Origin of the sequence: uncultured Succiniclasticum sp. (genome assembly GCF_902793885.1) — a bacterium.
Lineage (GTDB): Bacteria > Bacillota > Negativicutes > Acidaminococcales > Acidaminococcaceae > Succiniclasticum.
In genome coordinates this window covers 109399-123949 of record NZ_CADBFF010000001.1, presented here as the reverse complement: position 1 = coordinate 123949, position 14551 = coordinate 109399, and the positions used below count along the sequence as shown (strand labels likewise).

Annotated in this window: 10 protein-coding genes; all 10 read right to left on the bottom strand. The window is 49.0% G+C overall.

Features of this window, described 5'->3' with window-relative positions; all coding sequences use genetic code 11:
- Positions 1 to 43: 43 nt before the first annotated feature.
- Positions 44 to 535, bottom strand: a complete 492-nt coding sequence (locus QZV31_RS00565; RefSeq protein ID WP_093729064.1) for an OmpH family outer membrane protein — start codon at positions 533 to 535, stop codon at positions 44 to 46.
- Between the two features lie 86 nt (positions 536 to 621).
- Positions 622 to 1899, bottom strand: coding sequence for a hypothetical protein (locus tag QZV31_RS00560; protein WP_295356659.1), 1278 nt, complete (start codon positions 1897 to 1899; stop codon positions 622 to 624).
- Between the two features lie 5 nt (positions 1900 to 1904).
- Positions 1905 to 3896 (bottom strand): BamA/TamA family outer membrane protein, encoded by a 1992-nt coding sequence (locus tag QZV31_RS00555; protein WP_295356656.1) that lies wholly within the window; start codon positions 3894 to 3896, stop codon positions 1905 to 1907.
- A 105-nt stretch (positions 3897 to 4001) separates the two neighbouring features.
- A complete protein-coding gene (locus QZV31_RS00550) occupies positions 4002 to 4541 on the bottom strand; it encodes a hypothetical protein (protein ID WP_295356653.1) in 540 nt (179 codons plus the stop codon).
- Between the two features lie 191 nt (positions 4542 to 4732).
- Complete coding sequence (locus tag QZV31_RS00545) at positions 4733 to 5365, bottom strand: sigma-70 family RNA polymerase sigma factor (RefSeq protein WP_295356651.1); 633 nt, start codon at positions 5363 to 5365, stop codon at positions 4733 to 4735.
- Positions 5366 to 5381: 16 nt separating this feature from the next.
- Complete coding sequence (locus tag QZV31_RS00540) at positions 5382 to 9698, bottom strand: translocation/assembly module TamB domain-containing protein (protein ID WP_295356648.1); 4317 nt, start codon at positions 9696 to 9698, stop codon at positions 5382 to 5384.
- 335 nt (positions 9699 to 10033) lie between these two features.
- Positions 10034 to 11485, bottom strand: a complete 1452-nt coding sequence (locus QZV31_RS00535; protein WP_295356645.1) for a TolC family protein — start codon at positions 11483 to 11485, stop codon at positions 10034 to 10036.
- 135 nt (positions 11486 to 11620) lie between these two features.
- Positions 11621 to 12901, bottom strand: a complete 1281-nt coding sequence (locus QZV31_RS00530; RefSeq protein ID WP_295356643.1) for an MlaD family protein — start codon at positions 12899 to 12901, stop codon at positions 11621 to 11623.
- Positions 12898 to 13662, bottom strand: a complete 765-nt coding sequence (locus QZV31_RS00525; RefSeq protein WP_295356641.1) for an ABC transporter ATP-binding protein — start codon at positions 13660 to 13662, stop codon at positions 12898 to 12900. Before QZV31_RS00525 ends, QZV31_RS00530 begins: the two co-directional genes overlap by 4 nt.
- Before the next feature lie 10 nt (positions 13663 to 13672).
- Positions 13673 to 14449 carry an ABC transporter permease gene (locus tag QZV31_RS00520; protein WP_093729057.1) on the bottom strand — a complete coding sequence of 259 codons (777 nt, stop codon included), beginning with the start codon at positions 14447 to 14449 and terminating at the stop codon, positions 13673 to 13675.
- Between the last annotated feature and the right edge of the window lie 102 nt (positions 14450 to 14551).

Below are 14551 nucleotides of genomic sequence, written 5' to 3'. Positions count from 1 at the left end.
CAATGGAAAATGAGGCTCCTGCAGAGCCTCATCTCATGCGTGATCATTTTTTCGGATTCTGCAATGCTTTGGCTACTTCATCCGTAATATCCGTCCCGCCATATACTACGGTGGCTTTATCAACAACAACCTTCAGGCCTTTTTTATCCGCAATCTTTTTAATGGTATCGTTGATATCCTTCAGCAACGGATCCATCAAGTCCTTTTCCTTATTGGCCAGACGCTCCTGAAGCTGTTTGTAATACCGTTCTTTTTCTTCATCATTCATGTTCTGGCTGTTGTTATCAAATTCTTTACGGGTATCAGCAATCGCTTTCTGCATATCGCTCCGAATCTGTTCCAACCGGGGGGACTGGGAGACCAGAACCTGATAATTGACCACTCCGATAGCGGATTCACTGGACGCGGCGGAAGCCACGGCGCTGCCAAACCCGCCGGCACTCATCGCCAGTGTAAAACAGCCGATGACAAAAATAGCCGCAACAATCAGAGATATTGTTTTGACATTTTTCGGATTACGCAATTTTTCCATCATAATAATAGTTACCTGCTTTCTTAAAAAATTTTTACTTATTAATTATACCAGTCTGTACCGGTACTTTCAACAATAAACCAAAGATTTCACAGATTTCCAACAATTCGGAAATACGACTTATTGGTAGAATAGACATATTCACCGCTCAGGAATTCGTGGATCCGGTACCGGACTGCATACTCGTTTTCCTTGGTATTCCCGAAATGCTCATAGCGGAAACGCCATTTAGGAGTGAAATCATACTCAAAACGGTATATATTGGCATCCGCTGGAATACGGCGCATATAAGACAAGGTCGCCTTACCCCAGTGATAGGCATAACCGGCATTGAAATCCCATTTCACATGTTTCAGATCCACACCTGCTTCACCGAAGATCTCATCCCTGCGGGAAATAAACTTACCGATATGGGCACGGCCGGACAGATTATGGTCTTTACGCCCTATATCCCCGTATCCTTCAAACCAGATTTTATATTCATCGGATTCCAACAATAATTCCACCTGGGTTTCCGGCCCGGGATGTATGATCACCTGCGGTTGAAGATGATGACGCCTGACCTGCGGTTCTTCTGACAGCTCCTGAAGCAGCCGTTCGGCCATCACTTCATGATTTGTCTCCAGGCAGGAAACCGGCAACCCCTGCAGGGATTTTGCCTTATCCGCATATTTATACTTCAGCTGCATCAGCAGGATATTCGGAATAGATCTGGAAATCATACTGTACTCTACAGAACGCACCAGTTCCCCTACAGGATAGATGACGACCTGCACCAGCGCACTTCCGTCCTTCGTGGTCAGGTCCACTGCCGCCTTGAAATCAGGCAGAGCCTTTTCCACGCAGCTTTTCACCTGGCCCCGGAGAATTCCTCCTGCCCAGTCGGCAGCGTCCAGGGAAGCGCCCTGCAGCGTTTCCTGAAGCTGTTCTTTCAGAGCCGGAATCTTTTCCTGCAGAATTGCGGAAGCAAAGGGGCTGACACCGGAAAATTGTATATCCACGTCGACCAGTTGTACTGTCTGCGCCCAGGGGGCAACAGAAAATGCTAGATTGACCGCCGTACCCTCCGGCTCATGTACTACGGAAAGAAGGACACGGTTCGTCTGGTATCCGGTAATGACACGGTCGGATATTTCCGACAGCAGATGCTCATACCCGGATCGGTCAGCCATAATGAATTCCGAGTCCCTGCTGTTAAACAGCTGGGAGGCTACCACCTGCATGCTGTCTTCCATCTTGTGAAGCAGGACGGGGCTGGTTTTCCCCGCCTCGTCACGGATGGTCACATTCACTTTTGTTACCGGCGCGGCCAGGATACATTCCGTCCACAGCAGGCACACCAGAAACAAAATTGCTGTTCTCAACATGATGATCAGAACTGTCCGCCAAAGCTAAAGTGGAAGCGGCTGCGCTGCTTTCCTTTACCCCAGTCAAGCTTGATCGGTCCTAACGGTGAATTGATTCGCAGGCCAATACCATAACCGGATTCCATCAGACCCAGATCAAATTTTTTCTGGTCCCGTTTATCCCACGCATAACCGATATCGTAGAAGATAACGCCCTGTACTTTTTTCCGGATTGGGAAACGATATTCTGCAGTACCCCGAAGCATGCTGTTGCCCCGGAACTGATCGTCCTTGTAACCGCGCAGGCTGTCGCCGCCGCCTACTGCAAACCGCTGGGACAGGGGCATGTCTCCCCAGGCGTAACCGGCTGCCAGATCAAAAGCCAATACTCGATCCCGTTGCATCGGGATATAATACCGATAGTTTACTGTAATCTTTTCGAACTTAAAATCACCGCCCAGGCCGGCCCATTCAAACGTATAGGAATTCCGTTTGCCGGCATGGGGATCGTAAATGTTGTCCCGGGAGTCATACACGCGGGAATATGTGATACTGTTGGTCGTACCAAAGTTTTCGTCACGGCGTTGCTGCGCAGTAGCCGGCCACTTGTCCTTATATTTATAATACTTGCCGCCCGGCTCTAATTCCTTGTCAAAAGACTTCTCATAATATTGCATGTTATATCCGCCAACCCGTTCCACATATTTGTCATTACGATGCTTCAGCGTGATTGAATGCCGCACAAACTCACCCTGTGGACGGCCGAGGGTAATTTCCTGCCCTACGCGCTTCTTGTCATATCGGGCAAGCTCATCGCCTTCACGGTCATAGTCAGCCGTTTCATTGGTGACATCATACAGCGCGATGCCTAATGAAGTTTCCTTTTTGTCCAGCCATGGCTTCCGGTACACCAATTCGTAGTTCTTATTGTCCGCGCCTCCGAATTCCCAGCGAAGCAGAATGCTGTCACCGGTACCCCGCAGGTTCTTGTCGCCGACCGAAATCATACCGACAAAGCCGTCCGCGTCACTGTAACCGGCGCCAATACCAAAGGTACCGGTATTCATCTCCACCACATCGATTTCCATTTCCACTGCGTTGGGCTGACGACCGGGATTCAGCTTCATATTAACATCTTCAAAAAATCCCAGGTTCTGGATTCGGTTCAGAGAACGGCGGGCCAGGGTCGAATTGAAGGGCTCTCCTTTTTTCAGGCGGATCTCCCGTAAAATAACCTTATCTTTTGTTTTTTTATTACCTTTAACCTTAAAGTCCTCTACAATCCCTTCATTGATTGTAATGGCCAGAACACCGTCAGGCATAAAACGGACATCCGTGATACGGGCAAGGATATAGCCGTCTCTCTTATATTGTTCTTCCACAAAACTCAGTTTCCGGTTGGAATCCCGGATGTTGACGATCTTTCCTTTCGGAAGGTTCACGATCTGACGGATTTTATCGGTAGATACCTTGGTATTTCCTGTAACCTCCAGATGATCGAATTTCGGATTTTCCTGCACATGATAAGTAACCTGTACGCCTTCCGGTACCGCCTGGAACGAAGGCTGGATCTCATAAAACCATCCCATGCCATAGATGGCCTGCATATCCCTTGAAATATCCTCTTCTGTCAACGGCAGGCCCGGTTTGCTGTAAACAGCTCTCAGAATATCTTCTGAGGGAACCTCTGTATTTCCTTCTACACTGATTTTCGTAACCGTTTTATTAAGATACGGAGCCAGCTCATTTTCTGCTTCGCCCCGAACACCGATATCCTGACCGGGAATCGGACTTTCCCTGGGAGGGAGATTTAACCGGTTTGGCCTGGATGCCGTCCCTGCTGTACCACTTCCCTGTGCCGGAGGCACATCTTCCTTTTTACTGGTTGTGGAGACAGGTTTCTTTTTCAGTCCGATGGTATCTGACACTGTCGTTGTTGTTTCCGCAAACACCGGACTGGCTACCAGCATGGCTGCCAGCAAACCGACAGTTATCTGCTTTTCAAAAGCATGTTTCATAATATCAATAAACCTCCCTGTAACGTTAGAAATCTGAAATTATTTGTAACTTAACTAATATATTATACACCTTACGGCGGTGAAAACCAAATCTTTTTATTCAAATTACCGTATATTTCCCAATTCCTGCCTGCCGGAACGGATCAACTGACGCATTTGTCCGGCCGAAAGACGGACTCCCGCATCTCGGTTCCCGGCTTGCTGCGGCGTTGGAACAGCAGCCTGCGCCGGCACATCCGGTTTTTCTTTTTTCACCGGTTTCTGTTCAGGCACAGCAACTGAAGAAGCATTATTTTGTTGGGAAACAGATAGTTTCTTATCCGCGCCTGTCGTACTGTCTTTTTTATCTGCCATTGTCGGTCCCTGTAATCCAGCGGCGTTCGTGGTGTTTCCTCCATACGCAGAAGCCCACCACCAGCCCAGACATCCGGAGGCCAGCACCAGAACAGCAAAACAGGCCGCCAGCGTATGACGGGTCCAGGAAATTCCCGGGCGTTTCTGCCGCAGATTATCCAATTCTGCTTCTGCCAGCATCAGGTCCAGTTCGCCCCGAACCTCCTGGTTACTGCGGAAACTGCGCTCCGCATTATCCAGACTGGCCCGTGCATTCCGGATACGGCTGCAGACAGACCGGCTCTGAGTCATATGGTTACACCTCCAAACTTACATATGATTATATATAATCTGAATAAACTTGGCAAATTAACTTGTAAAAAAGTAACGAATTTTAATCTTTTTTATGGTTTTTCTGTCGTTATCTCTGTTTTTTACCCGGATACAACTTCTTTTCTTTATATTTTGTAACAACATGAAAACACAACACATGCACTGTATAACTATTTTTTAAAATCCCGCATAAACCGGGACAACATTCCCCGTATTCTGCGCACTCCCTGTTTTTCAAGGCGATAGATGTGCCCAGGCGTTACCTTAATATCTGCAGCCAGAACCGAAGGCGTCTTATTTTCCAGAAAAATCCCCTGTAAAACCTGCTTTTCCTTTTGCGGCAGCCGGTCAATCGCCTGAGAAACACGACTGGATACGGCATGGCGTTCCGCCACTTCTTCCGGAAGCAGCTGCAGACCGGGGATAAATTCCGCCAGACTCCAGCCTTCTGCCGTTTCTCTATCCAGCGACAACTCATCACGGGAAAATTCCCGGTTCATAAAGTCACACATCCGGCCCCGGATACGGTGAACCGCATACAGGCTGAATGCGACGCCTTTCGTATAGTCATAACTCTCTGCAGCCTCCAAAAGACCAACCGTGCCTTCCTGAATCAGCTCCAGGGTAATCTCTTCCGGCATATGGAACTGAACCGCCGTTTTAAACACCAGCGGCTGATAGGAGCTGATCAGTTTCTGATGGGCCGCCTCGTCACCTTCTTCTTCACGGATCCACAGTTCTCTTTCTTCTTCCGGGGAAAGCATCTTTATTTTCTTCAGCTCTGTAAGATATTGCTGTAACATAGTTGCCCCTCTCTGTTCAGAATGTAATACGATATTCCACGCTGTACCTTCTGTCATGATTTTCGTCCTGGGAAAGTGTAATATTCATGTGCTCGGTAAGCCGATACTGTGTGTAAATATTATCATGCTTTCCGTCAAAACTTCTAGTATACCCGATTTTCCAGCGTTCCGTCAGATTCTTCGCAATCAGGAAATTATACTGTTCCTTTTCATCTTCCGTCAGTTCACGGTTAATCCCACTGTACAGATCCACACCGTTTTCAACCTTTCCGACATAGACACGGAATTCATCGATGCCCAATGCCTTCCGGATCGTCTGCTCTACATCGCCTAACAGCCCGGTTTCCAACCCTGCAATCAGAAGGTTATGCATATCCTCATTGGTAATATCATCACTGCCGGCCGACGTACGCTGCAGTGTCAGCATACGGACGATTGCATTCTTTGACAGATATGGATTCGACTGCAGTTTCATATTCAGATTCTCTTTGTTCAACGAACCGTCAACCTGGAGCGCGATCCGGTAGCGGCTGAATTTCGTATTTGCAGCCAGCTTCACATTAGGCAGGAAAGTACCCGATTGGGACCATCGCAGAGAACCTTTGTCAATTTTGAAACGGGTCCTGAGATAAGTCACGGTTCCTCTATCCGTATCAATACCTCCGCTGACCCTTGGGAAAACTGTACTGCCTTCCGCCTTTACGGCGCCCTTCAGCCACAGGTCATACAAATATTTGTTATACAGATGTACTTTGGGCCCCAGGTTGACAGCCACATTCAGGCCGAGATTGGAGCTTCCTTCTCCCAGAGACGGAACGGTAGGCATATTTACCGTCACGTCATCCAAGGTGATATCTGCTGCAATTTTAGGGCGCCAGCCTTCCTTCATGCCTGATGGGGCCGGTGCATTTTTGCCGGAAGACTCCGGAACATTGGTCTGTTTTTGCAGAAGGCGCAGGGGAACCCGGTAATGTTCCGGAGATATAGCAAAGGAACCGTTAATACGGCCTTTAAAAATCGCCGAATCGATTTCTGCATTTTTCGCCACGCCTTTGAACAAATAGGACTGTTCATCGGCAGCCCTGAAATCATAACTGCCGCTTCCTTCCAGCGTACCCTTGCCCAGTATGGCGGAAATCTGTTCCACCTGGACCCGGCTTCCGCTGAATGTCACTTTCAGGTTGACCTTGTCTATCAGTGTATAAATATCTTTCAGCTTCAGACATCCCTCTACAACTGAAAGAGTACCAAATAACTGCGGTTCATCCAACGTACCGGTTATGGTAACGATCCCTTTTGCGTCCCCGACACCCCAGTCTATGCTGGGATGCGCTCCAAAAACCGCCAGGCTTGCCTTATTAAAATCTACCTTTACATCCATCTGAGCATTGGGATTTTTCCGGTTCGCCTTTGCGCGGAACACATCCACCGGGATCCGTCCGGCAGCTGTCAGTTTATAAACATCCTGTTCCGCAGAAACCTGGGACAATGTAATGATGTCATTGTTCAGAACAAAGTCGGCAGATGCCCTGTCAAACGCAACGTCCTCCAAACTTCCCTGCACAATTTGTACAGAACCGTTTCCTTTTAGTGTATCCCAGGGTCCTTCCACCTGTGCTGTCATATTTAACGAGCCGGCAAGTACCGCCGGTTTCTGCATAAACGCTGTCAGGATAGCCGGATTTGCATCCACCGCATGAGCCTGCATATTCATCGTCTTTTTGCGAAGATCCATTGTGCCGCGGAGGACAATCGTTCCTTCCTGGAAAAAGGCTCTGTCTTCCTGCAGCCTGATATTCTCAACCGTCAGAAGTCCTTTGTTAAGCCGGGCTTTTAAAGCCATCTGGTCATACTTTACCCCGTTAACATCCAGGTTATACCCCCAGAAATCTGCCACGGTATCCGCATTGGGGCCGTTAAACTCCAGCGTGCCGGCCACCAGTCCCTTAACAGGGAAATCGACCCTGGTCATCTTCAGGATATTCTGCAGATCGCCATACATGATTCCCATTTTGCCCCGCAAATCCCGCTGCGGAATATTCAGGCTCAGATCTATCATATAAGCGGAAGTCAGTCCATCCGTATTGACCTGTTCGCACTCCCCTTTTAATGAATTGATATCATCTCCATTGCTGACCAGAATGCCTTTCAGATTTTGAACCGGTACTGTATTGATAAAAAATTCTTTGCTGGTGACATCCCCGGCAAATAACGGTTTTTTTACCGTTCCGGACAAATGTCCTTTAGCAGAAGCGTACCCTGCCAAAGCCACGTCATCTTCCCGTATCGGAAGGCGGCTCAAATCCACATTGGCAGCCTCTGCCTGAAAATCCAGGTTCTGATCCGCATCCATGATACCATGCAGCTTCAGGGTTGCGGATAAGGCCTTTACGACAATATTATCCAGTCTCAGGGCGCCCTGGTGATAATAATACCGGCCGGTAACGGAATCTATCAGATAGCCTTTCACACTGCCGTCGGACATATCTACATCCCCCTGTACACCGGGGTCAGACAAGGTACCCGTGATATGCATGCGGTTCGTCAGATTTCCGGTTGCAGCTACTGTTTCTTTCAGACCTGCTGCCGCCAGCAGCGGTTCAATACGAACTTTTTCCGTATCAACAAGCAAATCCAGCCGCGGTTCTTCCCCCCGCAGATCGACGGTACCGTTTGCTATATGGCTGCCCTGATCCATGGTCAGTTCATAATCCTGAAATTCCACCACATTATCATGCACGGTAACATAACCGGATCCTTTTTCCAAAAACAGCTCCCGAACCGAAGTCTGCTGAAGCTGCACGGGACCTTCAAAATTAAACCGGCTTCCCTGACCGTACAAATGATACGAAGAAGAAACAAGCCCGCTTCCCTCCTGTCCGGCCACAGCCAGCACCGGAGCCAGCGGCATGGAAGTCATCCGCCCCTGCAAATCATACACGCCGTCAAAGGATACATTTCCGGTGGCCTGCAACGCCCCGCTTTCCGCAAAAGCAGAAAACGTACGAATGTCCACGCCTTCGTTGGTCACATCCGCATCAAAGTCCATCACATTAAGCACGGTGTCCCTCCATTGCAGGTTCATCGTGTTCGCTGCCACATTCACATTCAGTTTTCCATCTTCCTGCTTATAGGTACCGCTGCCGGCCAGCGCAGCATTCAGCAGGAATTTTTCTCCATTGATTTGTTCGCCGTCAAGCGTCACCTTACGGATATCTGCAGTTCCTGTCAGCTTCCCGGATTCTAATTCATATACGCCCTGACCGCTGATCCTGCCCCCCCTGTACGCAGCGCTGAAATAATTGATTGCAGCCTTATTCCCGGCCATTACGGCTTCCGCTTCAATATTTGTGAGGGTTTCGCCCTCATACGAAACCTTCTCTGACCGTAACGAAAGATGTCCCTCCGGATTATCCAGGTCATGGATATCCACGGTACCGGAAAGAACAGCGGTCTGCCCGTTGATGCTTACCTGCAGCTGATCGGTCGAAATTACATGGTCTGCCGAAGACACCGCACCCGTGATTCGGAACGGCACATCCTGATCCTTCATCTGATAGCTGCCCCGTATATCCCGCAGGTTCATTTTACCTTTCAGTACGGTATTTTTTCCATCGTTGCTCCATTCTCCGTCAATATCGGTAACCAGACCGGCAGCACCTTTAACCTGTCCATACCGTAACGCAAGCGGATGATAAGGGGCCAGATCCACCCCGTCCGACTTCATGACGATTTTTCCGATTCCCTTATTGTCGATACTGCCTAAGACCGTTGCGGGCTCCATCCCCGGAGCGCTTACCTTAAAATTCAGATCAAACGCCGGATTATAACTGCCATCTACACTGCCGTCGATCTGATATTGCCAGGTTCCCTCCGGCAGCTGCACCACGGCAGTCCCCTGTTTTATGTTAATTTTCCCGTAAAACGGGGTCGTCTCAGACTGGGACGGTTTCAAAAGCTTTTCATAGTTCCAGCTTTCATCTTTGCTTTGGATAATATAAACAGTCGGCTTTTCCAGCTCTATCAAAGAAACTGCTTTTTCCAGCCCGGAAAATGCTTTGAACGGATTGACCGACACGCGGATTTCCGGTACGGTTGCAACATTCTGTTGCTTCTTGTCTCTGACCGTTACATCCCTGATCAAAAGCGTATTACTGCCGGGCCAGGTAATGGGACCGATCTGTACCGAGCCATTCACATAATCCGCTGCCAGCTTTTCCGCGTAAGGACCGGCCTGCTGCAGCAGACCTGGCAGCACGATCTGTGTTGTACCTAAAAACAAGGCGCAAAAAAGTACTGCAATGCCTGCAATCCATTTTGCCAGACGATTCATCGTGTATTCGCGCCTCCGTTAAATTACATGGTTTTATGGATAGAATATTAAGCATATTACTCGAAAACAATCCCGTACATTTCAGGATCGTTTCGATGCATAATTATATAAAACGAGTGATATAAAAACACTATTATCCCATATTAAAATAATTATAGCAGAAAACCCGCGGAATTACAGTATTTTTTTGTATCGCTTCTGTGAATTTTTCCAGCAGAACAACAGGGTTACAAACATTTTTTCAAAAAAACTGTTGGCCGGTGATCATCCGAAAATGAAATCGCAGCCAACAGTCCGTGTATCCAACATCTTTCAAATCAGTCTGATACGGTTATTCAGTTTTTCTTTTTTGCTGCCGACGCAGCTTTTCGCCGTTCTGCCCGGGCTTTTTCCAGCGTCTTCACCGTTTCTTTAATCGTTTTGTCGGAATCCGTAGCTTCTACCGCTGCATTATACACGGCTTTGGTCGCTTTATAACGTTCGCCGTAGGGCAGGTATTGGTAATCGGAAGGACGGGCTTCAATACCCATGGCGGTATCCAGCGCCACTTTGGCAAGGTTATAGTCGTACAAGGATGTGTTGAAATTATTCCGGGCCTGATGGAGTGCTACCTGCGCGTCCAATACGTCCGTGTTAGTACCTACGCCCGCCTCATAACGGACCTGGGCGATATGGTAATCTTCCTCTGCCTTGGATACGGCAACCTGGGTGGTAGAAATCCGCTTTTCCGCTTCCCGCAATGTGTTGTAGCAGTTCCGCACATCCAGTTCTACGTTATCCGTATCCTGCCGATAGGATTCCTTGGCAACCATCAGATTCGCCTTGGCTTTCGCCACATTCGATTTCGTTATTCCACTATCAAATACATTCATATCAACTCTAAACCCTGTACTCCAACTTGAATTATCATTGCCAGGCCAATGACCATCGTGCCAACTATTAGAAGCAACACCTGTCACCGACGGAAGCCAACCAGCTTTAGCCCCGTTCAACGCCGCCTCTGCCGCTTTTACCTGCAGACGGCTTTGCTGCAGGTCCAGCCGATGGAGCATCGCATAGTTGATACAGTTGGGGAGCACTTCTTTATACTCCTTATATCCCAATTCTTCCACCGGTTTCAGTTTGGTATCCTGGTCAATGCCTATCATATTGTTCAGTCGGGCTTCCGCAATGCTATGGCGGTTTTCCGCTTTGATCAGATCCTGCTGGGCCGAGGTCAGTTCCACCTCACTGCGGAGCAGATCCACCTTGGCCACTACGCCCACATCATACTGGGCCTGCACATTTTTCAGATGGTCTTGTAAAGCGACTACGGACTGCTCACAGACCTGTTGGGCGTCTATCGCTGCCAGCAGCGTATAGTATGCATTAGAAACTGTCTGCTTCATCGTAATAAACGCCAGTTCATCTCCCAGCACACTGCTCTGGTATTTGGCCTTTGCAATTTTTTCTGACGCATTTTTAGCAATATCGAAAATAGGTATTGACAAACTCAGAGAGTTATTATAGCTATTGCCTATAGTTCCGTTGTTCCAACGACCACCACGTCCTGTACTGTGGCTTAAAGAAACCTTGGGCCCGAAGCTTTCCCGGGCCGCATTATAGTCCGCCCGCGCCGCGTCCAGCGTGTATTCAGCTTTCTTTATATCCGCATGGGTTTTAAACGCCTTGTCGATGGCTGTCTGCAGATCAATCGACAGACTTTTTTCCGCAAACGCTCCCGGCGCCAGCAATACGGTAAACAACGCACTTAACAGAGCGGTACGTGCCGTTTTTTTCATTTCCATGTCCATACCTCCATTTTTCTGACTACTAAGTCAGCCAAATAATTATATATGGTTTTTGACAAAAAAGTCAAATTTATAACAGTAAAAACATTTCAACCGGCCTATCCGGTGAAAACGCTTTCTATAAATCAGTTCTCAGAAATAAGCTCTCACGCCCACATACACATCCCGCTTGCTGCCATGAAGCAGGTCCAGACCTTCTCCTACCAAGAATAATTTATCCTTGAGCATATATTCCCCGCCCAGCCGCAGTTTGCTGTGGCTGAAATCATACAACTGGGAATAAACCCGGAACCGGTCATTTATATTATAACCCAGTCCTACGCCAAATTTTCCCTGCATGGCGCCGGTGCTCACATCCAGGTTATGGAACCGCTTGCCAAAATACAGGTCCAGCTTGGTATCGTCCCCGATGCTGGAAGCGCCCAGATAGCCATAGGTTCCTTTCTTTTCCTTGTCAAACTGCATACCGAAATTACTGCGCCAGTTTCCGCCTTTGACGTTATGGAACACGTCCACATGAGTTTTCACTTTCATCCCGTCGCCCAGGCCCAACATCTTATTGGCCCGCTCTGTCACACCCCGGGCATTATGAATGGTCGCCTTCAGGTCCTCTTTTGTCTGGGGGTCCCGGGCCACGTCAGCCAGGGTCTGGGTAATATCTTCCAGATTTTTACTGGTCACAGCCAGATTTTTAGCCATGACTGCTACATTCCTGCCGGTCTGCCCATTAGCATCCGCGCCTTCCATCAGGCTTTCCAGGTGTCCCATGGCCTGATTCATTCTTACGCTCATCTGATTGAACTGGGCAATCATATTCTTTATTTCCGCCTGGTTTTCCTTGGCTGATTCAGCCATCACCTTGGTAAATTTGTTCAGATTATTACTGATTTCCCGGGCATTGATGAAGCCGTCCCGCATGGATTTTTGGACTTCTTTATCGCCAAACACGTTGTTCAGGGCATCCGCAATGCCTTCCACTTTTTCCAGTACCTTGCCGGAATTGGCCATAAACTCGTTGATATCTCCGCTGGACTGGCCGGTCAGACTGCTGCCCGGTTTCACAAATACCCCGCTGTACTTCTTAGGCGGGCGCACATCCACGAATTTTTCTCCCATCACACCGTCCGAGCCAATGGAAAACTCCGCTTCCTGGGGTATTTTTACATCGCCGTTGACACGCATGGTAACGACGACCTGTTCCGGTTCTACCCTGGCCGATTTCACTGACCCGATGGGAACCCCTGCATACCGTACCGCACTGCCGACCTGAAGACCGTTCACCGAAGGATAAGATACATGCAGGTCATACCCGCCGTCAAAAAGTTTAAAGGCCCCCAGAAAGCTGATCATCCCTGCCAGAATCACAGCTCCGCCCAGTGTCAGGGCACCGACCTTTGCTTCACTTGTTTTCATCGAAATGCCTCCGTCGCTCCTGCTATCTCTTCCCCGGTAATGAATCCCCGGATCAGGGGATTCTCCGAGTGTCTGAATTCCTCCGGTGTTCCTACTGCCACAATCTTTCCGTTGTTAATCAGCGCCACCCTGTCGGCCGCCTCGTATACCGAATCCATATCATGTGTCACCAGAATTGAGGTTACCTTATGTTTACGCTGCGTCTTTCGAATCAGACGGCTGATGTTCATCATGCGTATGGGATCCAGTCCGGCCGTAGGCTCGTCATAGAGCACGATACGCGGACCAAACGCCAGGGCTCTGGCCAGGCTTACCCGCTTTTTCATGCCGCCGGACAGTTCCACCGGATACATACCTTTGGCATCCAGCATCCCCACGTCTTGCAACAGTTCATCCACCTTCTGCCGGATTTCTTCTTCCTGCAGCCGGAAATGCTGCCGCAGACCAAACGCCACGTTTTCCCCCACATCCAAAAAATCAAACAGCGCGGAGTACTGGAACACCATCCCTATATGCTTACGGATCTCGTTCCATTCCTCCTCCGTCAGGTGGGAAACATCCTGTCCTTCAATGCAGACTTTTCCGCCTGTAGGTTCCAACAGCCCGATCAGCACTTTCAGGATCGTGCTCTTACCGGTACCCGACGGCCCGATGACCGCCATGGTCTCCCCTTTTTTTACTTCCAGGTCAACCCCCTGCAGCACTTTCTTTTCGCCAAAGGCCAACTCCACGCCCTGCAGGGAAATCACAGATTCCGCCATTATGCCTCGCTTATTTATCTACATACAACAGTACAGTCAGAAAGTAATCAAAGATAAAAATCAATATGATGGAGAGGACTACCGATGCCGTAGTGGCCAGACCGACCCCTTCGGCGCCCTGTTTTGCATTGAGTCCCTTAAAACATCCGACGATGCTGATGATAGCGCCGAACACAACGCCCTTGATCATCCCGCCAACCACATCAAACGTTACACAAAGCTGTCTGATAGAATTCAGATACGTCATGGAACCGATATCCGCATAGTAATGGGCTACAAAATAGCCGCCCGCATTACCGATAAAATTACCGAATACCACCAGCACCGGCATCATCATCGCGATAGCCAGAAACCGCGGCACTACCAGATACTGTACAGGACTTGTGGCCATGACCCGCAACGCATCGATCTGTTCCGTCACTTTCATGGTCCCCAGCTCTGCCGCAATCGCTGCGCCGATACGGCCTGCAACCACAACCCCTGTCAGGACGGGTACCAGTTCCCGCCCCATGGCAATGGCTACGATTCCGCCTACGGTTCCAGAAGCCCCCAGGGCTACAAACTCCTTGGCTGTCTGTACAGAGAACACCATGCCGGTACACAGCATGGTCAACAGGACAATTGGCAGAGAATCCGCCCCCAAAAGAGCCATCTGACGCAGCATCTCCTTAATGCTGACTTCTCTGACTTTTGACAGCGTATCCAAAAAAAGCAGCATCATTTGTCCGGTAACCCGGCAAAAATTCAGGACTACGGCACCGACAAAAGTGCATATATCTTGAAGCATATGCTGCTCTCCTTTCCATGTAATACAGGTCTCCGGTATTATGCCTTTCCAATCAGAACGCATAAAACCATAACCCCAGATACAGAATACGAAAAACTTATG